Below are 25,599 nucleotides of genomic sequence, written 5' to 3' on the forward strand. Positions count from 1 at the left end.
GTTCACGCATGACGCCGCGGCGATAATCATCGGGAGAAACCATGAAAGCCGCTTTGGTCCTGGCCGCAGCTCTGGCTGCCGCCTGCCTGTCGACCCCAGTCTCCGCGCAGAAATCCTACGGTCCCGGCGTCAGCGACACCGAGATCAAGATCGGCAACACCATGCCCTATAGCGGGCCGGCTTCGCCGCTCAGCATCACGGGCAAGGTGATCGCGGCCTATTTCGACGAGGTCAACGAGAAGGGCGGCGTCAACGGCCGTAAGCTCAACCTGATCTCGCTGGACGACGCGTTCTCGCCGCCCAAGACCATGGAGGCGGCGCGGCGCCTCGTCGAAGGCGACGGCGTTGCCTTCATCTTCGCCACCATGGGCACGGCGCCGAGCTCGGCGATCGCGAAGTACCTCAACAGCAACAAGGTGCCGCAGCTATTCCTGATCAGCTCGGCCTCGAAGTGGAACGATCCGGCCAACATGCCGTGGTCGATGGCGCTGCCCTGGGCGCCGAACTACACCAGCGAGGCCGCGATCGACGTCGCCTATGCCCGCGCCAAGAACCCGAATGCGCGCTTTGCGGTGCTCTATCAGAACGACGACGCCGGCAAGGAATATTTACGCGGCGTCAAGGAGGCGCTCGGCACTGAGGCCGACAAGGCGATCGCGATGGCCTCGAGCTTCGAGGTCGCCGACCCCACGGTCGATTCCCAGGTGCTGACGCTGGCGAACACGAAAGCCGACGTCTTCCTGATCTATTCGGTGACGCCGCGCGCCTGCGCGCAGGCGATCCGCAAGGCGCACGAGGTCGGCTGGCAGCCGACGCGCTTCATCGCGAGCGGCTGCGCCAACAAGGCCACGGTCATGGTGCCGGCGGGCGTCGAAGCCGGCAAGGGCGTGCTCTCGCTTGGCGCGCTGAAGCCGTTCGTCGAGACGCCAAAGAATGATCCGGCGATGACGGCCTATATCGACTTCATGAAGAAGCGCCTGCCCAACGCCGACGTCAACAACGTCGCCGGCCTCTACGGCTACACCGTCGCCGAGGCCCTGGTCGTGCTGCTGAAGCAGTGCAAGGACAATCTGACGCGCGAGAACATCATGGCGCAGGCCGCGAACCTGAAGAACGTGCCGCTGTCGCTGCTGCTGCCCGGCATCACCCTGAACACCACGCCGCAGGATTTCCGCCCGATCAAGGACGGCTACATGCTGCAATTCGACGGCAACGACTGGGTGGTGGCGAGCGAATTGCTGAAGGGGACGTGAGCGGGCAACGTCGCGGCCGCGTAGACGGTCCACCCTCTCTCCTTGTGGGAGAGGGTGGATGCACGAAGCGCAGCCGGGTGAGGGGTCTCTATCCTCACGAACGGTGTTGCCGGCGGAGAGAACCCCTCATCCGGCGCTTCGCGCCACCTTCTCCCACAAGGGGGGAAGGAAGAAGGAGACCGCCATGGACTTTCAACACTCGGCCCGTTCGCTCGAGCTTCAGGAGCGCGTCCGCCAGTTCATGCGCACGCATGTCGAGCCGGTCGAGGAGCTCTATTACGAGCAGGTGAAGCCGGAAGCGGCGCGCTACAGGACGCCGCCCGTGCTGCAGGACCTGAAGAAGATGGCGCGGGAGCAGGGGCTCTGGAACCTGTTTCTCTCCGGCGAGCACGGACCGGGTCTGTCCAATCTCGACTACGCGCCCGTGAAGGAGATCATGGGCCGCATCCTCTGGGCGCCGGAGGTCTTCAACTGCTCGGCGCCTGATGTCGGCAACATGGAGGTGCTGGCGAATTACGGCACCAGGGCGCAGCAGGAGCGCTGGCTGAAGCCGCTGCTGGAAGGGCGCATCCGTTCCGGCTTCTCGATGACGGAGCCGCAGGTCGCCTCCAGCGACGCCACCAACATCCAGTGCGCCATCACGCGCGAGGGCAACGACTACGTCATCAACGGGCGGAAGTGGTTCACCTCGGGCGCGATGAACGAGGATTGCGAGATCCTGATCGTGATGGGCAAGACCGCGCCCGACGATCCCGACCGCCACCGCCAGCAATCCATGATCCTGGTGCCCAGGAACACGCCCGGCGTGCGCATCGTCCGCGACATGCTGACCTACGGCTATGACGACGCCCCGGCCGGCCACCCCGAGATCGTCTACGACAACGTCCGCGTGCCCGCCGAAAACATCCTGCTCGGCGAAGGGCGCGGCTTCGAGATCGCGCAGGGGCGGCTCGGTCCGGGCCGGATCCATCATTGCATGCGGCTGATCGGCTGCGCTCAGCGCGCGCTCGAACTGATGTGCCAGCGTGCGGTGTCCCGCGTTGCCTTCGGCAAGCCGCTGGCCGAGCAGGGCTCGGTGCGCGAGGACATCGCGCACTCCTTCTGCGAGATCGCGCAGGCCCGCCTGCTGACGCTGCAGGCCGCCGACAAGATGGACCGGGAAGGCAACAAGGCCGCGCGCGACCTGATCGCCGCCGCGAAAATCGTGGTGCCTAGCATGGCCGCCCGCGTCATCGACCGCGCCATCCAGATCCACGGCGCCGCCGGCGTCTCCCAGGACACCTTCCTCGCCCGCGCCTACGTCTACGCCCGCTTCATCCGCATCGGCGACGGACCGGACCAGGTGCACCTCGCTGCGTTGGGAAAGGAGCTGATCCGGCGCGGCGGGGTGATGGGGTAGGGCGTTGGCTCCATTGCCGGCGCCTTCGATGCAGTCGTGACGATCTCTCGTGCCGGTTGCCGTCCCGACGTTCAATTCGCGAGGCTGACTTTGGCTCACACCTATGTCAGGTCGAGTGCGACGACCGCCATCCCGAACGCAGGTACAAGCCGCGATAACCTTGGGGCCTTCTCTTAAGCCGCCAATAACTTCTGTACCTCGGCGACGGTCGGAATGCGCCCGCTGCTGACCAGCTTTTCGTTGACCACAAGACCTGGCGTGGACAACACGTCATAGGCCATGATGTCCTTCATTTCGGTGACCTTGACGAATTCGGCTGGAATGTTGGCGCGGCTGGCGGCTTCGCGCGCAACAGCTTCGAGTTTCTTGCAGTTGGCGCAGCCAGGGCCGAGGATCTTGACAATTATCATGCTCATCTTCTCCTTCCATCGTGTGAACGTGCTACGCGGGAGCGGCCGCGCGCTGGCGCTGCCGTAGCCAGACCAGCGAGCCGCCTATTGCAGCCACGATGAACGCCAGCGTGAGAGCCAGTGGTGCCCAACCCATGCCGTCGACCCACGCGCCGTAGATCAGGCCTGCGGTGATGCTGAACAACGCCACGGCCCCCACATAGGCGGCAGTCTTGGCGCGGCCGATCACGACCGCCACCATCAACATGCTTTGAAGACTCAATTCGGGGTCCGCCATCAGGTAGGCCAGCAGCGGACCGGGATGCATACCGAGATCGAGGAACATGCGTGCCACCGGCACTTCCACCAGCGTTGGAAAGTACATGAAGACGCCAAAGCCCACCCCCAGTGCATTGGCGAGCAGGGTGTTGCTGCCGGCAAGGCTCTCGATCCATTCCGGTCGAATGACCTGACGAACCATGCCGACCAAGAACACGCCCACCAGGAGCAGCGCAAAAATCTGCTTCACGAAGCGCCAGGACTCCCACAGCCACGACCGCCAATCATCGGCAGCGAGCTTGCTCGCGAAGTGCCACACCGCCCACATGCTGAGGGCAACCGCCAGCACGCGTCCCGTCAGTCCCACCTCAAGTCCGCCCGGCTCGGGCGTCAGGCGCGCGGCGGCCACCAGCAAGGTGGTGGCGGAGAGGCCAAGTGCCAGCCAGGTCCAGAGATTGGCGCCTTCGATGATGTTCTCCATCCCTTTCCACACGGTCGCGGCAATGAGCAACAGCAAGACAATCAGAACGGATCCGTGAAAGCCGACACCTTCCTCGCCTTTGCCAACGTCGTATGGCATCCATTGAAACAGCAAGGTCTGCCAGGCCTCGGCCCATGGCAAGGGCAGATGAACGGTCGCCATCGTGGCCGTGAACGGCCACAATTTAATGGTGCCGGCAATCAACACCGCTACAAGCGACAACAGCACGCCCAGTGCGGCCGGGGAAACGGCAGCCTGCTCGGCGAACAGGGCGTCGGTCTGGGCGTCATGGCCGACATCGTCGCGCCAGAACAGCAGTGCCATCAGCAGGCCGATTCCAATGCCGAACAGCAGGCACATCACCACGCGGGCGACAGCAAACTCCAGTCCCAGTATGCTGCCGGTGTAGGTCAACGCCATGATGTTGCCTGCAGGCGCAAAGAACAGGAAAGCGATTGCCGGGCCGATTCCCGCGCCTTTCCGGTAGATGCCTGCAAACAACGGCACGATGGTGCAGGAGCACACGGCCAGCACGGAGCCGGCTGCGGCAGCCGCCGGGTAGGATACATAGGCCGGCGTGCTGCGTCCCAGCCAGCGCGTAATGCTGGCCTTGGGGATCAGCGCCACCATTGCCCCGGCGATGAAGAAGGCCGGCAACAAGCACAGCAAGACATGCGCCGCCAAATAGGAAGCAAGACTGCCCGTGCCGCCGATGAGCAATTTGATCGCGAGTTCCATGATGGTGCCATCAGACCGGAACGCGCAAGCGCGGCATTGACCTGGGTCAACACAAACCGTCCCAGGCCGAATGCCGATTTCATGCCGGCGAATTGCTCAGGCGAACGCTGTGGTCCGATTGCGCGGTCATCCCGCCTTGGCGATGCGCCCGTCTTCCGACCCCGCACGCAAATTCTGGAAGAATTTCTCCACCTCGCGCGACAGCGTGTCCGCGGTCTCGGCCACGCTGCCCGCCGCACTCAGCACCGAGGCTGCGGCCGTGTCGGTCTCGCCGATGGCGTCGCGCAGCGAGGTGATGTTGGCGACCAGCGTCGCGTTGCCTTGCGCTGCGCTCTGCGCGTTGGACGAGATCTCGCGCGTGGCGGCGTCCTGCTGACCGACGGCGCCGGCGATCGCCGAGGTGACCTCGTTGATCTCGCGCACCGCGCCGCCGATCTCGCGCACGGCGTCGACCGCGTTGCGGGTCGAGGACTGGATCATCGCGACGTTCTCGCTGATCTCGGCGGTGGCCTTGGCGGTCTGGCCCGCGAGTGCCTTCACTTCATGGGCGACCACGGCAAAGCCGCGGCCGGCATCGCCGGCGCGCGCGGCTTCGATGGTGGCGTTGAGCGCCAGCAGGTTGGTCTGCTCGGCGATGGCCTGGATCAGGTTGAGCACGCCGTCGATGCGCTGCGTGGCCGCGGCGAGGCTCTCGATCTCGGAGATCGACTTCTCGGTGCGCTGGCCGGTCTGCTCGACCGCGCCGGCGCTCTGCCGCACCTGGCGGCCGATCTCCACCACCGAGGCGGACAGTTCCTCTGCCGCGCCCGCCACCGCGGTGACGTTGTGCGCGGCTTGCGCGGTGGCGTTGGCCGCCGTGCCGGCGCGGCTGTTCGCATCCGCGGTGACGCGGGTGATGGTCTGCGCGGTCTGGCGCATGACGGAGGCGTTGTCGCTGAGGCCGCGCATGATCGCGCCGATCGCCTCGCGAAACTGCTCGAAGGATCGTTCGATGTGGCGGGCGCGCTCCTCGCGGGCGGCGGAGTCCTGCGAGACCTGAGAGGCGAGGTTGCGGTTGCGGCGCATGGCTTCCTGAAAGACCTGGATCGCGCGGGCGAGCGCGCCGATCTCGTCGGCGCGGCCACTGTGCGGCACCACGACGTCGTCGGTGCCATCGGCGACCTGCTTGATCGTCGCGGTGATCGCGGCGAGCGGCCGGGCGATCGAGCGCGCGATGATGACGATGCCGATCACGACCAGGGCCAGCGCCACGCCGCCGAGGCAGGTCAGCACCAAGGACAATCCGTGGTTGGCCTCGGTCTGCTGCGCGATCTGCCTGGCGCGCTCGGCATAGACCTTGGACAGCGCCTCGAGATCCTTGTTCAGCGCCGAGCGCACGGCGCGGTTGGCGTCGTTGTCGCCCCATTCGCGCCCCGCGGCCGCATTGATCTCGACGCCGCGCCGCACCAGTTCCTTGCGGAACTCGACGAATTGCTCGATGCGCTTCTTGAAGGTGGCGAACTGCTCGGCATCGTCGGCCTTGACGATGGTCTCCCAGCGCTTCACGACGTCCAGAATCTGCGCGTTGAACTTGAGCAGGCCATCGCCGTATTTCTTCACCACGGCGGGCTCGGTCGACATGTAGACGCCGCGCGATTCCATCACGACCGCATAGACCAGCGAGTTGACCCGCTCGACGTTCAGCGCGGCGGCATTCGCCGTCTCGATCGCGTTGGTCAGGTCGGTGCTGCGGCGGCTGTTGTAGTCGGACAGCACGGCGATCGCCGCCGTGAGCAGCGCGAACAGCGCGAAGATCGCGTAGAGCTTGGTGGCAAGCGTGAAACGGCCCGCCAGCTTGGCGGCATTCCCAGATCGGTCTGATGTCATGGTACTCAGGGGGCCCGGAATGGCCTGAAACGGCCGGTGAACGAGGGCGTGCAGAATTGATGCAAAACTATGCAGGACGAAGATGGACGCCGCGTTAACACGCCGGTCGGCCCTGTTGGCCATTGGTCGAAGGAAAGCTAAGATATTTCAGTGTCTTGATCCGAAGATATAGTCTCCGGATCGTCTTGGACTCGGCCAGCGGCCGACGAACTCCGGAGAGGGCCTTGGCCTACCGCCACACCATCGACGCCACGACCCACACGTTTCCGGACCTGCGCGATCTCCTGGCCAAGGCGACCCCGCCGCGCTCCGGCGACCGGCTGGCCGGGATCGCCGCCGACAGCGCCGAGCAGATGATCGCGGCCCGGATGGCGCTGGCCGACGTCCCGCTCGCCCGATTCCTGCAGGAGGCGGTCATCCCCTATGAGGCCGACGAGGTCACCCGCCTCGTCATCGACAGCCATGATGCGACGGCCTTCGCGCCGGTGGCATCCCTGACGGTTGGGGCCTTCCGCGACTGGCTGTTGTCGGATGCCGCAACGCCCGAGGTCCTGCGCAGGCTGGCGGGCGGCATCACGCCGGAGATGGCGGCGGCAGTGTCGAAGCTGATGCGCAACCAGGATCTGATCCTGGCGGCGCGCAAATGCGAGGTCACCACCGCCTTCCGCAACACCATCGGCCTGAAGGGGCGGATGAGCACGCGGCTGCAGCCCAACCATCCGTTCGACGATGCCAGGGGCATCACCGCCTCGATCCTCGACGGCATCCTGCTCGGGGCGGGCGATGCCTGCATCGGCATCAATCCGGCCAGCGATGATCCGGCTGTGATCGCGCGATTGCTGCGCCTGCTCGACGAGATCATCGCGCGGCTGGCGATTCCGACGCAAGGTTGCGTGCTGACCCACGTCACCACGACGCTGTCGCTGATCGGGCAGGGCGTGCCGGTCGATCTCGTTTTCCAGTCGGTCGCCGGCACCGAGGCCGCCAACCGCAGCTTCGGCGTCGACCTTGCGCTGCTGAAGGAGGCGCAGCAGGCCGGCCTGTCGCTGAGGCGCGGCACCGTCGGTCAGAACGTGATGTATTTCGAGACCGGCCAGGGCTCGGCGCTGTCGGCGGGCGCCCATCATGGCGTCGACCAGCAGACCTGCGAGGCACGCGCCTATGCGGTCGCCCGCGCCTTTGCCCCGCTCCTGGTCAACAGCGTGGTCGGCTTCATCGGCCCGGAATATCTCTATGACGGCAAGGAGATCATCCGCGCCGGGCTGGAGGATCATTTCTGCGGCAAGCTGCTCGGCCTGCCGCTCGGGGTCGACATCTGCTACACCAACCACGCCGAGGCGGACCAGGACGACATGGACAACCTGCTGACGCTGCTCGCCACTGCCGGCGTCACCTTCATCATGGGCGTCCCCGGCGCCGACGACGTCATGCTGAACTACCAGTCGACGTCTTTTCACGACGCGCTCTATGTCCGAGACGTCTTCGGTCTGCGCCGCGCGCCGGAATTCGACGATTGGCTGGCGCGGTCGGGCATCACCGGCGCCGATTTCCGGATTGCCGGCGATGCGGGCCTGCTGCCCGATTTTGCCTCGCGCCTGATCGCGTAAGGCGGCGCGAAGCGCCAAACTTGCTGCGCCAGGAAACCATCGGCGCTCCCAGGAATTATGCTTATGCCACAATATTGAGAAATTCCGGCTGCAGCATTACGCTATGTGTCTGGCTGGCAATTTCCGCAACCAGGTCGTGGCGGGGGAGCTTAGATGCGAGCTGAAAGTAACGGAACGTCCCGGCGGATCCTCTGTGTATTTCCGCGCTACACCTCGTCCTTCGGTACGTTCGAGCATTCCTATCCCCTGACCGATGGCGTCCGAGCCTTCATGCCGCCGCAGGGACTGCTGCTGATCTCCGCTTACCTTCCGAAAGAGTGGCAGGTCAGATTCGTTGACGAGAATCTCCGCCGCACGACCAGGGAGGAGTTCGAATGGGCCGAGGCGGTCTTCGTCAGCGGCATGCACATCCAGCGCCAGCAGATGAACGACATCTGCCGCCGCGCGCATGAATTCGACCTTCCGGTCGCGCTTGGCGGCCCCTCCGTCAGCGCCTGCCCGGATTATTATCCCTCGTTCGATTATCTCCATGTCGGCGAACTCGGCGATGCCACCAACCAGCTGATCGAGATCCTGTCGCGCGACACCTCTCGTCCCGAGAGCCAGGTCGTGCTGACCACCAAGGATCGCGTGCCGATGACGGAGTTTCCGATCCCTGCCTACGAGCTTGCCGACGTGAAGAAGTATTTTCTCGGCAGCATCCAATATTCCAGTGGCTGTCCCTATCAGTGCGAGTTCTGCGACATCCCCGGCCTCTACGGTCGCAACCCGCGCATCAAGACGCCGCAGCAGATCATCGCCGAGCTCGACCGCCTGCGCGAATGCGGCATGACCGACACGGTCTATTTCGTCGACGACAATTTCATCGGCAACCGCAAGGCGGCGCTGGACCTGTTGCCTCATCTGGTCGAATGGCAGAAGCGGACCGGCTACGTGGTCCGGCTCGCCTGCGAGGCGACGCTCAACATCGCCAAGCGGCCCGAGATCCTCGAGAAGATGCGCGAAGCCTATTTCGTCACCATCTTCTGCGGCATCGAGACGCCGGATCCCGATGCGCTGAAGGCGATGCAGAAGGACCACAACATGATGGTCCCGATCCTGGAGGGCGTGCGCACCATCAACTCCTATGGCATGGAGGTCGTGTCCGGCATCATCATGGGGCTCGACACCGACAAGCCGAATACGTCGGAGGCGCTGCTCGCCTTCGTCGAGGAGTCCCGGATTCCGCTGCTCACCATCAACCTGCTGCAGGCGCTGCCGAAGACGCCGCTGTGGGACCGGCTCGAGCGCGAGGGCCGCCTGATCCACGACGACGGCCGCGATTCCAACGTCGACTTCCTGCTGCCCTATGACGAGGTCGTCGCGTCCTGGAAGCAGGCCATGGCTGTCGCCTACGCGCCGGACAAGGTCTACGCTCGCTACCAGCATCAGTGCGATCATGTTTACACGAACCGTCTCAAGGTGCCGGTGTCGGACGAGATGAAGACCTGGCCCAACATCCGTCGCGGTCTCGTCATGCTGCGCAACATCTTCTGGAAGGTCGGCGTGCTCGGCGACTACAGGCGCGTGTTCTGGAAGTTCGCACTGGGACGCATCATGCGCGGTGATCTCGAAGGCCTGATCGGATGCACGCTGGTCGCGCATCATCTCATCACCTTTGCGCGCGCGGCCTCCAGCGGCAGGCAGAACGCCTCGAACTATTCGATCCGGCTGCGCGAGGCCGCCGTTCCGGCCGAATGAGCGACCCGTCGGTTCCGGCCCGCCCAACCATCGACCTCAGGTCGTTCACGCCTGCGCGCGTCGCGCTGGGCCGCACCGGTGCAAGCGTGCCGACCAGGGCGCTGCTCGATTTCACGCTCGACCATGCCCGCGCCCGCGATGCCGTGCATGCCGCCTTCGATGCGTCGGGGCTGGTTGCCGATCTTCGTGGCCTCGGCCTCGACGTCACCGAGGCGAGGAGCCAGGCGGTCGACCGCAGGGATTATCTGCGGCGGCCGGATCTGGGGCGACGGCTCGAGCCCGGCTCGGTCGAGGTGTTGAAGCGAGCGGCTTCCGCGCCATGCCAGCTTGCGCTGGTGATCGGCGACGGGCTGTCCGCGGCGGCGGTTCACGCCCATGCGGCGGCCCTAGTGGGGCGCCTGCTGCCGTTGCTCGCGGAAGCCGATGCCGTCGTCGTCAGCCAAGTCGTCGTCGCCTCAGGCGCGCGCGTTGCGCTCGGCGACGAGATCGGCGCTATTCTCGGCGCGCGCATGGTCGTGATGCTGATCGGCGAGCGGCCCGGACTGTCGGCGCCGGACAGTCTCGGCGCCTATCTGACCTTCGCGCCGAAGCCCGGCCGCAGCGATGCCGAGCGCAATTGCGTCTCGAATATCCACCACGCCGGGCTCAGCTATGACGAGGCCGCCTTCAAGATCGCCTGGCTGGTCCGCGAGGGGCTGGCCCGGCGGGTCAGCGGCGTGGCGCTGAAGGACGAGAGCGCGGACCGCGCGCCGCGTCGAATTGGCACATTCTCGCCCGGGTGACCCGCGGCAAGGGCCCGAAATCGCCGCATCTTGATCGATTCGCCCACACTTCGCTGGCTTGCGAGAGGGGCAATTGACCTGCTAAACCCCTCGCGGCGATTTTCCGCGCATTTTCAAAGGGCAAGCCTCCCATTGGTATGGCGTTTTCAAGCCGCTCGCGGAGCGCAATAAGCTCTCAAGACCGATGATTTAGGAACTGGACAAGGCATGCTCGAAAAGCACAGCGAGAATGAGGTTCATGTCGACAAGGTCGAGCAGGGACCTACGTCCTCGATCGCCTTCGGGCTGGAGCGGCTCGGACTGATCGCCGTCCGGGCGCCGATCGTCTCCTGCATCGTCCTGGTCGCGCTGATCATCGGCGCCGTGTTCGGCATCCACCGGATCAAGATCGACGATTCGCTGTCGCAGCTGTTTCGCTCCGATACCCGCGAATTCAAACAGTATGAAGAGGTGACGAAGAAGTTCCCGGCCGAGGAATTCGACGTCCTTGTCGTGGTCGAGGGCAAGAACCTGCTGGCGCGCGACAATTTGGAGAAGCTGCGCGACTTCGTCACCGACTTGCAGCTGGTCGACGGCACGCGCGGGCTGGTCTCGCTGTTCTCGGCGCGCCAGGCGCCGGCCCCGGGCAAGCTGCCGGCGGCTTTGTTCCCGGCCGGGCTGCCCGAAGGCGCCGACTACGACAAGTTCATCGAGACGGTCAAGAACAACGAGATCATCCGCGGCAAGCTGTTGTCGGAAGACGGGACGCTGGCGCTCATCGTGCTGTCGCTCGATCCGGAGGTCGTCGCCTCCAACAAGCTGACCAAGACCGTGGCCGACATCCGTGCGCTGATGAAGGAGAGTCTCGGCGACACCGGGCTCAACGTGCAGCTCTCCGGCGTTCCGGTGATGCAGCTCGAGATCCGCAACGCGGTCGAGCGCGACGGGCTGACCTACAACATCCTCGGCATTCTCGCCGGCTGCATCATAGCCATCATCTTCTTCCGCAAGGTCTCTTTCATGATCGCGGCGGCGTTCCCGCCGATGATCGCGATCCTGCTGGCGCTCGGCGCGCTCGGCTGGGCCAATTTCAACCTCAACATGTTCCTGAACGTGATGACGCCGCTCATCATGGTGATCAGCTTCTCGGACTCGATGCAGCTCACCTTCGCCGCGCGTGACCGGCTGATCGCGGGCCAGGACAAGTTCACCGCCTTCAAGAACGCCGTGCTGGTGGTGGGACCCGCCTGCGTGCTGACGCACGGCACCGCCGGCATTTCCTTCATCGCGCTGCAATTCTCCGACTCCGACCTGATCCGCAAGTTCGGCGAGGCCGGGCTCGCCGCCACCATCATCGCGCTGGTCGCGGTGCTGTCGCTGGTGCCGGTGTTCGGCGTGCTGTTCGTGCGCAACGAGAAGGTGTTTGCGGTCAAGTTCCAGGGCGCGGATGCCGGCGTCCAGGCGCTGCGCAATTTCTGCTACTGGATCGCCGTGCGCATGGTGGGCCGGCCCGGCCTGTTCAGCCTGATCGCCGTGCTGTTCGTCGGCGGCCTCGGCGTCATCTACGCCAATCTGGAGCCGCGCTACCGGCTCGCCGACCAGGTGCCGGACAAGCGCCAGGCGGTCGCCGCCAGCGACCGGCTGGACGCCAAGCTCACCGGCGCCAATCCGGTCAACGTGCTGATCGCGTTTCCGAAGGGGCAATCGCTCTATTCGCCGGAAACGCTTCAGACCATCGCGGAGGTGCACGCGACGGTCGAGAAATCCGCCGGGGTCGGCAACGTGTGGTCGCTGGAGACGCTGCGCCGCTGGCTGGCGGAAAAGGCCGGCAGCGGCGACGTCGCGACGCTGAAGGAATATGTCAGCGTCATCCCCGAGCATCTGGTGCGGCGCTTCATCGACGCCGAGCAGGACGCCGTCGTGGTCGCCGGCCGCGTGCCGGACAAGGATTCCAGCCAGCTGCTGCCGATCGTCGACAAGCTCGACAGCGAGCTCGACGCCGTCCGCAAGAAGCATCCCGGCTACGAAATTGCGGTGACGGGCCTGGCTGCGATTGCGGCCCGCAACTCGGCCAGCATGATCGAGAAGCTGAACCATGGCCTCACGATCGAGTTCGCGCTGGTCGCTATCTTCATCGGCCTCGCGTTCCGCTCCTGGGTGGTGACGCTCGCCTGCATCCTGCCGGGCATCTTCCCCGTGGTGATGTCGGGCACGGTGCTGTGGGCGATGGGCGAGGGGCTGCAATTCGCCAGCGTCGTGGCGCTCACGGTCTCGTTCGGCCTCGGCCTCAGTGCCACCATCCACTTCCTCAACCGCCTGCGCCTGGAGAACCGGCCGGGGGTCGGCTCTGCGCTCGCGGTGGAGCGGGCGACCGTGCTGGTCGGACCGGCGCTGATCCTGACCACGGTGGTGCTGGCCTGCGGCCTCGTCGTCACCGTGTTCTCCGACCTGCCGTCGCTGCGGCTGTTCGGCTGGCTCAGCGCCTTCTCGATGGTGATGGCCCTCGTCGCCGACCTCTTCATCCTCAGGCCGACGGCGATGTGGCTGATCAATCTGCACGCCAGGCTGCAGGGGGCCGACAAGCCCGCGATCTGATCGTCATCGCGTCTTCACTACGGCGGCGCCGTGCTCAATGGCGGCAACGTGGTCTTGCAGGTCCCGGTCGGCTGGCTTGCGGATCGGCTTCCGCGACGGCGCGTGCTCTTTGGACTTGCGGCCGCGACCGCGGCAGGCGCCGTCTTGCTCGCCATTGCCGTGCAGCAGGGATCGCTCGTGCTGTTTGCGTTGTTGTTTGTCTGAGGCGCGGGCGCCTACGGACTGCTGGTCGCAATGGTCCCGCTCACGCGTCGATCCGCACGACCCCATACGGATTGAACTTGAAGTCGCCCTCGGCGTAACGATGTCAGCAAAAAGCCCCCGGGTCGCGAGAGCCGGGGGCCGTATCCTTTCGCAAGCCGGACGGGATCAGCTCTTCGTCATGGTGATGTTGACGCCGCGGATCTCGCCCTTGGAGGAGATCTGCACGGTTTGCTTGGTGCCGTTGGTGCGGAGGGAGAGGTTGGCGGCAAAGCCGTTGGCCTCGACGAACACCTCGATCTGGCCGCCGCCGGCGGTGCCCTGGAGATTGCCGAAGATGTTGCGGCTGGACTCGCTCCAATTGCCCGAGATGCGCTCGCCCTGGCTCGTCACGTCGCTGGTGAGGTCGAACTTGTAGCTGTCGGAAGCGCAGTGCAGGGCCTGCTTCAGGTTGAGGCCGCTACCGGCGACCTTGTAGTCGGCCTTGCAGCGAATGCGCTCGGTGGAGCCGTCGGACAGCGACACCGTGCCGGTGCCGCTCCATGCGCCGTCGAAACCGGCAAACGGGCCGGACGACTGAGCGTGGCCTGCCGAAACCGAGAAGAGCAGCGCCGCCCCGATGCCGGCCGCCTTGATTGCCAGTCCAGATCGCCCAAAGAATGTCATCTCGAATATCCCGTTTTAGAATGACGCCCGCTTGCGCGTGATAACGTCTCGCCACATCGAAAGTTTAGTGCTCCGAGCCAGTGGCAGGTTCAAAGCCTGGCCGCCAGAGATGGCCATTCACGACGCCTCGCGCCAGCCCGGGAGCCGCCGATTTGCGCTGTTTCGGCATGTTTCCGGCGGCAAAGGCGGGATGCAGAGATGCAGCTCTGCAACAGGTCTGCACTAAAACACCGCAGCCTTGAATTATGACGTAGTATCAATCCCTTACATCTGTCAATCAAGGCCGAGGGAAGACCTGATTTGGTGGGCGCGGCGCCAATTTGGCCGCATTTGCCAGTGCTTGTGCCTTCTCTGAAAGCCGCTATGTCCGCGGCGATTTGCCATCAGAACAAGCCGTTCCGGTCGTCCGCCCTGTGCAGTCCGGGTCCGGTGCGATTCTGCCGCCAGAATGAAGGAATACAATGCGTAAGCTACTCGTCGCTCTCACCCTGCTGTCGGCTTCCCTTTCGACCGCGGCATTTGCCCAGGCAGGACGCGGCACGGACGCCGAGCAGAAGGCCTGCACCCGCGACGTGCAGAAGTTCTGCCGTCCGGTCATCGACCAGGGCGATTTCACCATCCTGGCCTGCCTCAAGGAGAACCGCTCCAAGATCTCGCAGGCCTGCGACCAGGTCCTGAAGAACCACAACCAGTAAGCTCGGCCACTGGCCCACAAAAGGCGGCCCCGGGGCCGCCTTTTCGGGCCCTTTTCACCAAGGGCAGCCATCGAGAGACAGGATTGGTTTTGCGGCCGTATTCCCCTATATGGGGGCCGCGGCGGATCGCCGGCACGAGCCCGCGAGCGAACAAGCCCTTTCCATCCAGACGATTGTAAGCCAGCCCTCGATGACCTCTGCGAGCGAATTGCGATCCGGCAAGGGAGACCGCGACGAGAATTTTCCCGTCGCGTCCTGGATCATTCATCCGCGTCATCGCGCCCTGATCCTGGCCTATTACAATTTCGTCCGCACCGCCGACGACATCGCCGACCATGCGACGCTCGCGCCGGACCAGAAGCTTGCCTATCTCGACCTGCTCGAGGCCGAGCTGCTCGGCAAAGGCGATAGCCAGGCCGAGGCCGTCGCCTTGCGGCGGGCGCTTGCCGAGCGCGGCATGGCGCCGCGCCATGCGCTGGACGTGCTGACCGCGTTCCGCATGGACGTGACCAAGCTGCGTTACGAGACCTGGGACGAGGTCATCCACTATTGCCGTTATTCGGCGATGCCGGTCGGCCGCTTCATGCTCGACGTCCACGGCGAGAGCACCTCGACCTGGGCCGCATCGGATGCGCTCTGCGCAGGGCTCCAGATCAACAACCACCTGCAGGATTGCGGCAAGGATTTCCGCGAGCTCAACCGCGTCTATCTGCCGCGCGATGCGCTGGCCGCACACGGTGCCTCGGCCGAGCAGCTCGGGCTGTCGCAGTCGCCGCCGGCGATGCTGGCCTGCCTGCACGGGCTTGCCGCGCGCAACGAAGCGCTGCTCGACGAGGGCAGGTCGCTGGCTGCCGAGATCCGGGATTTCCGCCTCGGCGTCGACGTCGCGGTGATCCAGGCCTATGCCGACCGCATCGTGCGCCTCTTGAAGGTGCGCGATCCCCTGCGCGAGCGGGTGCATCTGAACAAGTTCGAGCTGCTCGTCTTCAGCCTTGCCGGGATGATCGGTGAGGCCGGCCGCCGCGCGATGGGACGCAAGGCCATGTCCAGACCGGGGACCGCACATGACGCTTGAGGCGACCTCGCCCGGCGCCGATTATGGCTCGACCGCATCCGGCAGCTCGTTCTACGCCGCGATGCGCATCCTGCCGCATGACCAGCGCGAAGCGATGTTCCAGATCTACAGCTTCTGTCGCCAGGTCGACGACATCGCCGATTCCGACGGTCCGCGCGAGGAGCGGCTCGCCGCGCTGCAAGAGTGGCGCAACGACATCGACGCGCTCTATCAGGGCAATCCGCCGCCGCGGCTGAAGGATTACGTCGCCTCGGTGAAGACCTTCGGCCTCAAGCGCGAGGACTTCCTGGCGATCGTCGACGGCATGGAGATGGACGTGCCGCAGGACATCCGCGCGCCCGACATGGCGACGCTGGATCTGTATTGCGATCGCGTCGCCAGCGCGGTGGGACGGCTGTCGGTGCGGGTCTTTGGCCTGCCCGAGGACGACGGCATCCAGCTCGCCTATCACCTGGGCCGTGCGCTTCAGCTCACCAACATCCTGCGTGACATCGACGAGGACGCCGGCCTCGGCCGGCTCTATCTGCCGCGCGAGGCGCTGCTGCATGCCGGCATCACCTCCGATGATCCGAACCGCGTGATCGCCGAGCGCGCGCTGCCGAAGGCCTGCCTGCCGCTGACGCAGCGTGCGAAGGCGCATTTCGAGAAGTCGGACGAGATCATGAACCGCAACAAGCGCCGCGTCGTGCGCGCGCCGCGGATCATGTCGAAATATTACCATTCCATTCTGGATCTGCTGATCGCGCGCGGTTTCAACGCGCCGCGCCAGCCGGTGCGCGTGTCGAAGGTCACACGCATCGCGATCCTGCTCCGTTACGCTTTCATCTGATGCAAAAGACAGCTCACATCATCGGTGCCGGGATTTCCGGCCTCTCCGCCGCCGTGCGGCTCGCCAATGCCGGCTTCAAGGTCGCCGTGCACGAGGCGACGCACCAGGCCGGCGGCCGCTGTCGCTCCTATTTCGACGGCGCCACCAACCTCACCATCGACAACGGCAATCATCTGCTGCTGTCGGGCAACAGCCATGCGCGGGCCTATGCGCGCGCGATCGGCACCGAGGCGGGCCTGGTCGGGCCGGAGAGCGCGCAGTTTCCGTTCGTCGACATCAAGACCGGGCAGCGCTGGCAGATCGATCTCGGCAGCGGCCGGCTGCCGACCTGGGTGCTCGACGAGAGCCGCCGCGTGCCCGACACGGGCCTTGCCGATTACCTGAAGCTGGCGCCGCTGATCTGGGCGTCGGAACAGACATTGGTCGGCAAGTCGATTCCTTGCGAAGGCGTGCTCTACCAGCGCCTGGTGCAGCCGCTGCTGCTCGCAGCCCTCAACGTCGATCCGCCCGAGGGCTCGGCGGGGCTGGCCGGCGCGATCGTGCGCGAGACGCTGCTGGCCGGCGGGCAGGCCTGCCGTCCGCTGATCGCGCGCGACGGTCTCAGCGCCGTGCTGATCGAGCCCGCGGTGAAGTTTTTGCAGGAACGCGGCCACATTGTTCAGCTCGGCCATGAGCTGCGTTCGTTTGCGAGCAACAACGGCAAGGCCAGCGCGCTGAATTTCGGCGGCGAGGATGTGATTCAGATCGGCGAGGGCGATGTCGTGGTGATGGCGGTGCCGCCGCGCGCGGCCGCCAGCCTGCTGCCGGGCCTGAAGACGCCGACCGAGTTCCGCGCCATCGTCAATGCGCATTTCCGCATCACGCCGCCGCCGGGTTCGGCGCCGATCCTCGGCGTGATCGGCGGAATCGTGGAATGGCTGTTCGCGTTCCCGAACCGGTTGTCCGTCACCATCAGCAATGGCGACCGTCTGGTCGACATGCCGCGCGAGGAGCTCGCGCAGGCGGTGTGGAACGACGTCTGCAAGGCCGGCGGCGTGTCCGGCGAGCTGCCACCGTGGCAGATCGTGCGGGAGCGCCGCGCCACATTTGCGGCGACGCCGGCGCAGAACGCCCTGCGCCCGGGGCCGGTCACCGCGCTGAAAAACCTGTTCCTTGCCGGGGATTGGACTGCTACGGGATTGCCTGCAACCATCGAGGGATCGGTCCGGTCCGGAGATCGCGCCGCCGATCTGGTTCTGGCCGCCAAAGCATCCTGAAAGGCGGCCCCGACGGGCAAACGTCCCGGCCAATTTCGATCCACTATCGGAGCAATCGAGCGAGATGGATTCCGTGAACGCGACCAGCCGCGAAGCCCTGAAGCCGGGGACCTTGCAACCGGGCATCCTGGAATCGAGCATTGCGTCGGCGACGCAGGGCGTCCTCGATTTCCAGCAGGCGGACGGCCATTGGGTGTTCGAGCTCGAGGCCGACTGCACCATTCCGGCGGAATACGTCCTGTTGCGCCACTATCTCGCCGAGCCGGTCGACGCCGTGCTCGAAGCCAAGATCGCCAATTATCTTCGCCGCATCCAGGGCGCCCATGGCGGCTGGCCGCTGGTGCATGACGGCGAGTTCGACATGAGCGCCAGCGTGAAGGCCTACTTCGCGCTGAAGATGATCGGCGATTCCGTCGACGCCCCGCACATGGTGCGTGCGCGCGAGGCGATCCACGCGCGCGGTGGCGCGATTCACAGCAACGTCTTCACCCGTTTCCTGCTTGCGATGTACGGCGTGGTGACCTGGCGCGCGGTGCCGGTGCTGCCGATCGAGATCGTGCTGCTGCCGTTCTGGTCGCCGTTCCACCTCAACAAGATCTCCTATTGGGCGCGCACCACCATGGTGCCCTTGATGGTGCTCGCGGCGCTGAAGCCGCGCGCGAAGAATCCGCTCGGGATCGGCATCGACGAACTGTTCCTGCAGGATCCGCGCTCGATCGGCATGACCGCCAAGGCGCCGCATCAGAGCCTGGCTTGGTTCCTGCTCTTTCGTTCGCTCGACGCGATCCTGCGCGTGATCGAGCCGCTGTTTCCCAAGAGCCTGCGCAAGCGCGCCATCGACGCCGCGCTCGCCTTCACCGAGGAGCGCCTCAACGGCGAGGACGGCATGGGCGCGATCTATCCGCCCATGGCCAACATCGTGATGATGTACGACGCGCTCGGCAAGGATGAGAATTATCCGCCGCGCGCGGTCACGCGGCGGGGCATCGACAAGCTGCTCGTGATCCACGACGACGAGGCCTATTGCCAGCCCTGCGTCTCCCCGGTCTGGGATACGACGCTGACGGCGCATGCGCTGCTGGAGGCCGGCGGCGACAAGGCGGTGCCGGCGGCCAAGCAGGGCCTGGACTGGCTGATCCCGAGGCAGGAGCTCGAGCTGAAGGGCGACTGGGCGGTGAAGCGGCCCGACGTGCGCCCGGGCGGCTGGGCGTTCCAGTATAACAACGCGCATTACCCCGACCTCGACGACACCGCCGTGGTGGTGATGTCGATGGACCGCATGCGCCGGGAGCACGGCGCCACCGGCTACGACGCCGCGATTGCCCGGGGCCGGGAGTGGATCGAGGGCATGCAGAGCGACGACGGCGGCTGGGCCGCCTTCGACGTCAACAATCTCGAATATTACCTCAACAACATCCCGTTCTCCGACCATGGCGCGCTGCTCGATCCGCCGACCGAGGACGTCACGGCGCGCTGCATCTCGATGCTGGCCCAGCTCGGCGAGACCGCGGCGACCAGCAAGCACGTGGCCGACGGCGTCGCCTATCTGCGCAAGACCCAGCACCCCGAAGGGTCCTGGTACGGCCGCTGGGGCATGAACTTCATCTATGGAACCTGGTCGGTGCTCTGTGCCCTCAACATGGCCGGCGTCGACCACGGGGATCCCATGATTCGCAAAGCCGCTGCCTGGCTCACCTCGATCCAGAACAAGGACGGCGGCTGGGGCGAGGACGCCGTCAGCTACCGGCTGGACTACAAGGGCTGGGAGGCCGCCCCCTCGACCGCCTCGCAAACGGCATGGGCCTTGCTTGCCCTCATGGCGGCAGGCGAGGTTGATCACCCGGCCGTCGCCCGCGGGGCGGAGTACCTGATTGCAACACAAAACAAAAAAGGACTGTGGGACGAGCAGCGGTACACCGCCACAGGCTTCCCCCGCGTGTTCTATCTGCGGTATCATGGTTACCCAAAGTTCTTTCCGCTGTGGGCGTTGGCGCGGTATCGGAACTTGCGGAACACCAACAGCAGGGTGGTAGGGGTCGGAATGTGACTTTGGGGACGGGGGACTATTTTACCGTGGGTCAGGCCATCGACCCGCGGCCGATACTGATCGTGACCGGATTGGTGCAGGAGGCCCGCATTGCGGCCGGGCCGGGAATGGCGGTCATCTGTTCATCCAGCAGCCCGACTCAGTTGCGGGCGCTTCTGACCGTCGTGGACCCCGAGACGATTCGCGGCGTGATCTCGTTCGGCGTCGCCGGCGGGCTCGACCCGAGCCTGCGCTCCGGCGACGTCGTGCTGGCGACCGAGGTGCTCTCCGGCGACACCCGCTGGGCCGCGGGGCTCTCGCTCGGCGACGATTTGATTGAGCGCCTGACGTCGGGACGCCGCCGCGTCGTGCGTGGCAGCCTCGCCGGCGCCGAGGAGGTGGTCACCAAGCGCGCCTGCAAGGCGGCACTGCATTCGGAGACGGGCGCCGCCGCGGTCGACATGGAAAGCCACATCGCCGCCGCCTACGCCACTGAGGCCGGGCTGCCCTTTGCCGCGGTTCGCGTCATCAGCGACCCCGCCCATCGCGCGCTGCCGGCGATCGCCCGCGCCGCCATCAAGCCGAACGGCCAGATCGACCTCGCCGCCGTGCTGCGCGGCATCGCGCGCAACCCGACGACCCTGCACGCGCTGGTCTCGACCGGCATTGACTTCAACCGCGCGCTACGAAGCTTGCGCGGCTGCCGCGATTACCTGATCGGGACCGAACTGATCGAGAGCGAGGAGCTGGTGTCGAAGGCGGCGTGAAGCGGGCCTTTCGACAAGCTGAGATAGAAAAGGCCCGGTCGTTTGACCGGGCCTTTGTTTTGAGCTGCGAGATCGTCCTCACAGGCGGCCCTCGGAGCGAGGCGGCGTCGTCGGCAGAGCCGCGGCTTGAATCCAACTCCATCCGCCCCTATCTTACGTTTGTCTTACCTCGGAAGGGTCGGGCCATGGCCGATACGGATAAGCTCACCACTGTCGTTTCCACCAAGGGGCAGGTCATCCTGCCCAGCGTCATTCGCAAGGCGCGTGACTGGAAGGCCGGAACGCGGCTGACGGTGGAGGAGACTTCGGAGGGCGTCCTGTTGAAGCCTGCGCCGACCTTTGTGGCGACGCGGCCGGAAGAGGTGTTCGGCGTCTTGAATTATCGAGGTAGGCCGAAGACGCTCGAAGAAATGGACGCAAGCGTGCTTGCTGAAGCCAGGCGGCGGTATGATCGCGATTGATACCAATCTGATCGTTCGCTACCTGACCGGGGATCACGTCGGCCAATCCGCGCGAGCCCGCGCCTTGATCGATGCCGAGAGCGTCTTTGTTCCCATCACGGTGCTGCTCGAAGTCGAATGGGTGCTGCGAAGCGCGTACGGCTATCGGGCCGCGGACGTTGTGCACGCGCTTCGTGCCTTCGCCGGACTTCCGACCGTCACCGTCGAGGACGGCGCGACGATTGCGGTGGCGCTCGACCTTGCCGAAACAGGAATGGATTTCGCCGATGCGCTGCATCTGGCGAGATCCGGACATTGCGAGGCCTTTGTTACTTTCGATCGCAAACTCGTCAAGGCGGCGAAACATGCCGGCTATGAGGGGGTGGAGCTACGGTGACGCAATCACGGTGGCGGCCAGCTTGTTAGAGAGTTCAATCATCCTACCGGCTTTGGTGAAGCGAAAAATCAGTAGTGTCTCACCTTGAAATTTGCCCCGATTGACGCGCGTGTCGCATTCCGACGCCGCCTTCTATATGCTTAGCGCTATGGATCGCCAAATTACCCCCGTTCTGCATCTTGATGAGTTGCAAGCATATGATGCGATGGTGGAGTTTCTTGACGCCTATTGGCGCCGTGGCGGAATGCATTCTGACGACATCGCCATACTACTTGGCGGCCTTTCAAGGTCCACCTGGACCGACAAGTCTCCGAGCGATCCAGCAATGTGGGAAGACTGGTTGAGGGCTGTTGGCAAGGTGAAAGGAGCTAGCTCCAATGCCAACCGAACCTAAAGGAATTACGGTGACAGTGCTAGACTGCACCTTTTAAGTGAGACACGGCAATTTTCGTGGGATGGGTCGAGCCCTTGCGAAACCGTCCTGATCACCGCTCTCCGTAATCGCGGCCATCGTCCGCCAGATCGCCGGTCCAATCGAGAGGATAGTTACCAAGCTCCACGTGATGATGAAACGGGGGCGGCGCCTAGTCGCAGACCCGGTCGACGAGCCTCTGCTTGACCAGATTGATATAAACATAGTCGACAGGCCGGGCGAAGTCGGTTTCGTCCACGCGAGGCGTCGGGCAAAACACCCTAAACCCCGTCAACCCCTCCTTGCAAAAATATTCTACTTTACCGAATTTCGGATTTGTGGCATAGAGCGCTCATCCCGGCCCTGCCAGAGGGGCGCTTCGCGATCGTCACGAGATGCGGGTCGGGGTGCGGTGGACGCGGTAGCGCCGGCGCGAGAGGCGGTGACGGGGACGGGCGACCGTTGAGTCATGCGCGGCGCGCTACGACACGGCGCGGTCACAGCGGTCTTGTTGATGGTCGGGGGCGCGCACATCGGGCCCCGGATGCTGAGGCAGGGACGTCCGCGGACGGAGAAGTCGTGTGGTCCCGACGCCCGGGGTTCTGGCGTCAAACCTCGCCGTGATGCGGCAGCCAACCGGCATGTGCATCGATCGGCGGCGAGGTGACGGGGGCAATAGTGCAACGCTCCCCGAGGAGAGCACGAAGGACACCGTTAAAACCATCCGCGCAGGGAAGGCCGGGCGGCCGGCACACCTGTGATCCACCCCCGTGTGCATTTTCCTTGTGCACGGATCTGCGGGTGCCGCCGGCGCCCGGCCTTCCCTGCGCCTTCTGGTCTTTCGAGGGCGCGAACGAACAGCAAAGCTCGGGCGAATGCGTCGCGAGAACGGGAAGGCGTGTCTGCGATGAGGGCGCCGATGGAAAGAGCAAGCCGGTGCCGCCCACTCCGTCATTGCGAGCGCAGCGACTTGTCCGCCGAAGCCGGAAGCAATCCAGGATATTTCCGTGGTGACAGTCTGGATTGCTTCGTCGCATCAGCGCAAGATTGCTCCGCAGTTTTGTCGCGTGCTCCTCGCAATGACGACGTGGAGAGAGCGATACACTCACGACTCGTGCCCCGGACGCAGCGCAGCGCGCACTTGCGCGGTGCGCTGCAGAGCCGGGGCCCATGCATCGATACGGCGCGCGGCTGCTGGGTCCCGGCTCTGCGCCGCAGCGTTGCACGCTGCAGCGCGTCCGGGACACCGAGACCCATCCTTGCGGCTTTGCCCGTACAAAGCAAAAGGCCCGGTCGCGATCGCGGCCGGGTCTTTGTCGTGAGATTGAGTGCGTCCGCGCTTACGCCGCGGTCGAAGCCTTCTGCGCGGCCTTCGCCTGCGCGGCCTCGGCTTCGTCCTTGCGGATCTCGGACAGCTTCTTCTGGACCTGCTCGGAGAAGATGTACTGCGCCGGGCGCTGCTTGCTCATGTCGATCTCCGGCGCCATCGGGCCCGAGGTCTTGATGCCGCGCAGCGACACCCACATTGCCTTCAGCGGGTTGTTGAGGGCGGCGGTCGCCGCGGTCGGCTCGTAGCCGCAATGGGCCATGCAGTCGGCGCACTTCTCGTAGCGGCCGGTGCCGTAGCTGTCCCAGTCGGTGGTCTCCATCAGCTCCTTGAAGGTCTTGGCGTAGCCTTCACCGAGCAGATAGCAGGGCTTCTGCCAGCCGAAGATGTTGCGCGCGGGCATGCCCCACGGCGTGCACTCGTATTCCTGGTTGCCGGCGAGGAAGTCGAGGAACAGGCCGGAATGCATGAAGTTCCACTTCTTGCCCTTGCCCATGGCGAAGACGTCGCGGAACAGCTTCTTGGTCTTGGTGCGGTTGAGGAAGTGCTCCTGGTCCGGCGCGCGCTCATAGGCATAGCCCGGCGACATCGAGACGCCGACGCCGAGCTCGACGGTGAGGTCCAGGAACTTGGCGATCTCCTCGGCCGGATGGCCGTCGAAGATGGTGGCGTTGACGTTGACGGTGAAGCCGCGCGCCTTGGCCGCCTTGATCGCGGAGACGGCGCGGTCGAACACGCCCTTCTGCGACACCGCCTTGTCGTGGTGGTCGCGCAGGCCGTCGAGATGCACCGAGAAGAACAGGTAAGGCGAGGGCTCGAACAGATCGAGCTTCTTCTCGAGCAGCAGCGCGTTGGTGCACAGCGAGACGAACTTCTTGCGGGCGACGAGGCCGCGCACGATCTCGCCGATCTCCTTGTGGATCAGCGGCTCGCCGCCGGGAATCGCGACCATCGGCGCGCCGCACTCGTCGGCGGCGTCCCAGCACTCCTGCGCGGTCATGCGGCGGTTGAGGATCGCATCCGGATAATCGATCTTGCCGCAACCGACGCAGGCGAGGTTGCAGCGAAACAGCGGCTCCAGCATCAGCACGAGCGGGTAGCGCTTGCGGCCAAGCAGTTTCTGCTTGAGCAAATAGCCGCCGATACGCATTTCCTTGAAGAACGGGATAGCCATTACAAGTTTCTTTCTGGGCTTTTGAATTCGGGTGGGTCAGCTCGCGGCCAGTTGGGCCGGAAGCCGGAATTCGATGTTTTCCTCGCGGCCCGGCAACACCTGGACCTTCACCGGTCCGATCCGCCGCATCGCTTCGATGACGTCATCCACGAGTACCTCGGGCGCCGAAGCGCCGGCCGTGATGCCCACGGTCCTCGCATTCTTCAGCCACTCCGGATCGAGCTCGCTGCCGTCGGCAATCAGATAACTCGCGACGCCGGCCTCGGTGCCGATTTCGCGAAGCCGGTTCGAGTTCGAGCTGTTGGCGGCGCCCACCACCAGGATCACGTCGACCAGCTTGCTCAAGTCCCTTACCGCAGATTGGCGGTTCTGTGTCGCATAGCAGATATCCCGGATATCCGGACCTTGAATATCTGTAAAGCGGGCCTGAAGGGCCGCAATGATGTCCTTGGTATCGTCGACCGAGAGGGTGGTCTGGGTGATGTAGGCCACTGGCGTATCCGCCGGCAGCGTCAGGGCTTTAACCTCTTGAACGCTTTGAACAAGCAGCACGGGGGCGGGAACCTGCCCCATCGTGCCCTCGACCTCGGGGTGTCCGGCATGACCGATCAGGATCAGCGTGCGGCCCTTGGTGATGTAGCGCTTCCCCTGATTGTGAACTTTCGTGACCAGGGGGCAGGTGGCGTTGAGCACCGGGAGGTCGCGCGCGGCGGCCTCTTCCTCGACGCTGCGGGCGACGCCGTGGGCGCTGAACACCGTGACCGACTTCGGCGGGACCTCGGACAGCTCCTCGACGAAGATTGCCCCTTTGTTCTTCAGGCTCTCGACGACGTGCTTGTTGTGCACGATCTCGTGGCGCACGTAGACGGGCGGGCCGTACTTCTCCAGCGCCCGTTCCACGATCTCGATCGCACGCACCACGCCCGCGCAGAAGCCGCGCGGCTGCGCCAGATAAACTTCCATGGGTTGCCCATCACGCAAGTTGCACCAATCCGCTTCAAAGTCCCCGGCGGCATGCCGATACTTACCAATGAGTTGCAATATCCGCACCATTGGTTCGCGCACGCGGTAGCCGCCCACCCCCCTCGGGGCTCCGGCGCATGGAGGCGCAAGACTTTGTGTCAAAAAATCGGCAGCAAGGAAAGGTCAAATGAAACCTCCGGCCACGCTCGAGTCCCGACAGAGGTATTATAATACGTAAACTTCCCCCAGTGCCAAGCGTGTCG

22 protein-coding genes are annotated in these 25,599 nt (G+C 65.0%); 16 read left to right on the forward strand and 6 right to left on the reverse strand.

Annotated features, from left to right (window positions below; all coding sequences use genetic code 11):
* The first annotated feature begins 41 nt into the window (after positions 1-41).
* Positions 42-1,253, forward strand: a complete 1,212-nt coding sequence (locus K410_RS0113235; protein ID WP_028135313.1) for an ABC transporter substrate-binding protein — start codon at positions 42-44, stop codon at positions 1,251-1,253.
* Positions 1,254-1,437: 184 nt separating this feature from the next.
* Positions 1,438-2,652 (forward strand): acyl-CoA dehydrogenase family protein, encoded by a 1,215-nt coding sequence (locus K410_RS0113240; protein WP_028135314.1) that lies wholly within the window; start codon positions 1,438-1,440, stop codon positions 2,650-2,652.
* Between the two features lie 173 nt (positions 2,653-2,825).
* Here the strand turns inward: K410_RS0113240 and K410_RS0113245 are convergent, their stop codons facing one another.
* The 3 genes from K410_RS0113245 to K410_RS0113255 form a co-directional block, all read right to left on the reverse strand.
* Positions 2,826-3,062 (reverse strand): thioredoxin family protein, encoded by a 237-nt coding sequence (locus K410_RS0113245; protein ID WP_028135315.1) that lies wholly within the window; start codon positions 3,060-3,062, stop codon positions 2,826-2,828.
* Positions 3,063-3,093: 31 nt separating this feature from the next.
* A complete protein-coding gene (locus K410_RS0113250) occupies positions 3,094-4,539 on the reverse strand; it encodes a permease (protein WP_028135316.1) in 1,446 nt (481 codons plus the stop codon).
* 126 nt (positions 4,540-4,665) lie between these two features.
* Entirely contained in the window at positions 4,666-6,405 is a 1,740-nt protein-coding gene (locus tag K410_RS0113255) for a methyl-accepting chemotaxis protein (protein ID WP_028135317.1), read from the reverse strand.
* Between the two features lie 224 nt (positions 6,406-6,629).
* Here K410_RS0113255 and K410_RS0113260 point away from each other — a divergent pair, with 224 nt between their 5' ends.
* The 5 genes from K410_RS0113260 to K410_RS39475 all read left to right on the forward strand — a co-directional run bounded on the left by K410_RS0113260 (position 6,630) and on the right by K410_RS39475 (position 13,312).
* Complete coding sequence (locus tag K410_RS0113260) at positions 6,630-8,012, forward strand: ethanolamine ammonia-lyase subunit EutB (RefSeq protein ID WP_028135318.1); 1,383 nt, start codon at positions 6,630-6,632, stop codon at positions 8,010-8,012.
* Positions 8,013-8,165: 153 nt separating this feature from the next.
* Entirely contained in the window at positions 8,166-9,752 is a 1,587-nt protein-coding gene (locus tag K410_RS0113265) for a B12-binding domain-containing radical SAM protein (RefSeq protein ID WP_028135319.1), read from the forward strand.
* A complete protein-coding gene (gene eutC / locus K410_RS0113270; protein WP_028135320.1) occupies positions 9,749-10,534 on the forward strand; it encodes an ethanolamine ammonia-lyase subunit EutC in 786 nt (261 codons plus the stop codon). The genes K410_RS0113265 and eutC overlap by 4 nt, the downstream gene beginning before the upstream one ends.
* Positions 10,535-10,741: 207 nt before the next feature.
* Complete coding sequence (locus K410_RS0113275; protein ID WP_028135321.1) at positions 10,742-13,108, forward strand: efflux RND transporter permease subunit; 2,367 nt, start codon at positions 10,742-10,744, stop codon at positions 13,106-13,108.
* 30 nt (positions 13,109-13,138) lie between these two features.
* Complete coding sequence (locus K410_RS39475) at positions 13,139-13,312, forward strand: hypothetical protein (protein WP_155253377.1); 174 nt, start codon at positions 13,139-13,141, stop codon at positions 13,310-13,312.
* 165 nt (positions 13,313-13,477) lie between these two features.
* Here K410_RS39475 and K410_RS0113285 read toward each other — a convergent pair whose 3' ends face one another.
* Complete coding sequence (locus K410_RS0113285) at positions 13,478-13,975, reverse strand: hypothetical protein (protein WP_028135322.1); 498 nt, start codon at positions 13,973-13,975, stop codon at positions 13,478-13,480.
* A gap of 461 nt (positions 13,976-14,436) precedes the next feature.
* Here K410_RS0113285 and K410_RS0113290 point away from each other — a divergent pair, with 461 nt between their 5' ends.
* From K410_RS0113290 to K410_RS0113330, 9 genes are all read left to right on the forward strand, one after another.
* Complete coding sequence (locus K410_RS0113290) at positions 14,437-14,670, forward strand: hypothetical protein (RefSeq protein WP_028135323.1); 234 nt, start codon at positions 14,437-14,439, stop codon at positions 14,668-14,670.
* A 190-nt stretch (positions 14,671-14,860) separates the two neighbouring features.
* Positions 14,861-15,745, forward strand: coding sequence for a squalene synthase HpnC (gene hpnC, locus K410_RS0113295; RefSeq protein ID WP_028135324.1), 885 nt, complete (start codon positions 14,861-14,863; stop codon positions 15,743-15,745).
* Entirely contained in the window at positions 15,735-16,574 is an 840-nt protein-coding gene (hpnD, locus tag K410_RS0113300) for a presqualene diphosphate synthase HpnD (RefSeq protein WP_028135325.1), read from the forward strand. Before hpnC ends, hpnD begins: the two co-directional genes overlap by 11 nt.
* Complete coding sequence (gene hpnE, locus K410_RS0113305) at positions 16,574-17,830, forward strand: hydroxysqualene dehydroxylase HpnE (protein WP_028135326.1); 1,257 nt, start codon at positions 16,574-16,576, stop codon at positions 17,828-17,830. Before hpnD ends, hpnE begins: the two co-directional genes overlap by 1 nt.
* 64 nt (positions 17,831-17,894) lie before the next feature.
* Positions 17,895-19,877 (forward strand): squalene--hopene cyclase, encoded by a 1,983-nt coding sequence (shc, locus tag K410_RS0113310; protein ID WP_028135327.1) that lies wholly within the window; start codon positions 17,895-17,897, stop codon positions 19,875-19,877.
* Positions 19,811-20,623: a phosphorylase gene (locus K410_RS0113315; RefSeq protein ID WP_155253378.1), complete on the forward strand. Its 813-nt coding sequence runs from the start codon at positions 19,811-19,813 to the stop codon at positions 20,621-20,623. The genes shc and K410_RS0113315 overlap by 67 nt, the downstream gene beginning before the upstream one ends.
* Before the next feature lie 185 nt (positions 20,624-20,808).
* The gene (locus tag K410_RS0113320) at positions 20,809-21,084 is read left to right on the forward strand and encodes an AbrB/MazE/SpoVT family DNA-binding domain-containing protein (protein ID WP_028135329.1); all 276 of its coding nucleotides are present in this window, start codon (positions 20,809-20,811) and stop codon (positions 21,082-21,084) included.
* On the forward strand, positions 21,071-21,460 hold the full coding sequence (locus K410_RS0113325; protein ID WP_028135330.1) for a type II toxin-antitoxin system VapC family toxin: 390 nt from the start codon (positions 21,071-21,073) through the stop codon (positions 21,458-21,460). The genes K410_RS0113320 and K410_RS0113325 overlap by 14 nt, the downstream gene beginning before the upstream one ends.
* A gap of 109 nt (positions 21,461-21,569) precedes the next feature.
* Positions 21,570-21,854, forward strand: a complete 285-nt coding sequence (locus tag K410_RS0113330; RefSeq protein WP_155253379.1) for a hypothetical protein — start codon at positions 21,570-21,572, stop codon at positions 21,852-21,854.
* A 1,358-nt stretch (positions 21,855-23,212) separates the two neighbouring features.
* Here K410_RS0113330 and hpnH read toward each other — a convergent pair.
* The gene (gene hpnH / locus K410_RS0113340) at positions 23,213-24,373 is read right to left on the reverse strand and encodes an adenosyl-hopene transferase HpnH (protein WP_028135332.1); all 1,161 of its coding nucleotides are present in this window, start codon (positions 24,371-24,373) and stop codon (positions 23,213-23,215) included.
* 36 nt (positions 24,374-24,409) lie between these two features.
* Positions 24,410-25,336, reverse strand: coding sequence for a 4-hydroxy-3-methylbut-2-enyl diphosphate reductase (gene ispH, locus K410_RS0113345; RefSeq protein WP_028135333.1), 927 nt, complete (start codon positions 25,334-25,336; stop codon positions 24,410-24,412).
* Positions 25,337-25,599: the final 263 nt, after the last annotated feature.

It is taken from the genome of Bradyrhizobium sp. 22 (assembly GCF_000482425.1).
In the GTDB taxonomy this organism is placed as follows: domain Bacteria; phylum Pseudomonadota; class Alphaproteobacteria; order Rhizobiales; family Xanthobacteraceae; genus Bradyrhizobium; species Bradyrhizobium japonicum_B.

Excerpts from the sequence above, each read along its gene's own strand:
- K410_RS0113285 (WP_028135322.1), bottom strand. The coding sequence starts at position 13,975 with ATGACATTCTTTGGGCGATCTGGACTGGCAATCAAGGCGGCCGGCATC.
- K410_RS0113255 (WP_028135317.1), bottom strand. The coding sequence starts at position 6,405 with ATGACATCAGACCGATCTGGGAATGCCGCCAAGCTGGCGGGCCGTTTC.
- K410_RS0113265 (WP_028135319.1), top strand. The coding sequence starts at position 8,166 with ATGCGAGCTGAAAGTAACGGAACGTCCCGGCGGATCCTCTGTGTATTT.
- hpnH (WP_028135332.1), bottom strand. The coding sequence starts at position 24,373 with ATGGCTATCCCGTTCTTCAAGGAAATGCGTATCGGCGGCTATTTGCTC.
- K410_RS0113290 (WP_028135323.1), top strand. The coding sequence starts at position 14,437 with ATGCGTAAGCTACTCGTCGCTCTCACCCTGCTGTCGGCTTCCCTTTCG.
- K410_RS0113245 (WP_028135315.1), bottom strand. The coding sequence starts at position 3,062 with ATGATAATTGTCAAGATCCTCGGCCCTGGCTGCGCCAACTGCAAGAAA.
- eutC (WP_028135320.1), top strand. The coding sequence starts at position 9,749 with ATGAGCGACCCGTCGGTTCCGGCCCGCCCAACCATCGACCTCAGGTCG.
- K410_RS0113250 (WP_028135316.1), bottom strand. The coding sequence starts at position 4,539 with ATGGAACTCGCGATCAAATTGCTCATCGGCGGCACGGGCAGTCTTGCT.
- K410_RS0113275 (WP_028135321.1), top strand. The coding sequence starts at position 10,742 with ATGCTCGAAAAGCACAGCGAGAATGAGGTTCATGTCGACAAGGTCGAG.
- K410_RS0113325 (WP_028135330.1), top strand. The coding sequence starts at position 21,071 with ATGATCGCGATTGATACCAATCTGATCGTTCGCTACCTGACCGGGGAT.
- K410_RS0113320 (WP_028135329.1), top strand. The coding sequence starts at position 20,809 with ATGGCCGATACGGATAAGCTCACCACTGTCGTTTCCACCAAGGGGCAG.
- K410_RS0113235 (WP_028135313.1), top strand. The coding sequence starts at position 42 with ATGAAAGCCGCTTTGGTCCTGGCCGCAGCTCTGGCTGCCGCCTGCCTG.
- K410_RS0113240 (WP_028135314.1), top strand. The coding sequence starts at position 1,438 with ATGGACTTTCAACACTCGGCCCGTTCGCTCGAGCTTCAGGAGCGCGTC.
- hpnD (WP_028135325.1), top strand. The coding sequence starts at position 15,735 with ATGACGCTTGAGGCGACCTCGCCCGGCGCCGATTATGGCTCGACCGCA.
- hpnE (WP_028135326.1), top strand. The coding sequence starts at position 16,574 with ATGCAAAAGACAGCTCACATCATCGGTGCCGGGATTTCCGGCCTCTCC.
- ispH (WP_028135333.1), bottom strand. The coding sequence starts at position 25,336 with ATGGAAGTTTATCTGGCGCAGCCGCGCGGCTTCTGCGCGGGCGTGGTG.
- hpnC (WP_028135324.1), top strand. The coding sequence starts at position 14,861 with ATGACCTCTGCGAGCGAATTGCGATCCGGCAAGGGAGACCGCGACGAG.
- shc (WP_028135327.1), top strand. The coding sequence starts at position 17,895 with ATGGATTCCGTGAACGCGACCAGCCGCGAAGCCCTGAAGCCGGGGACC.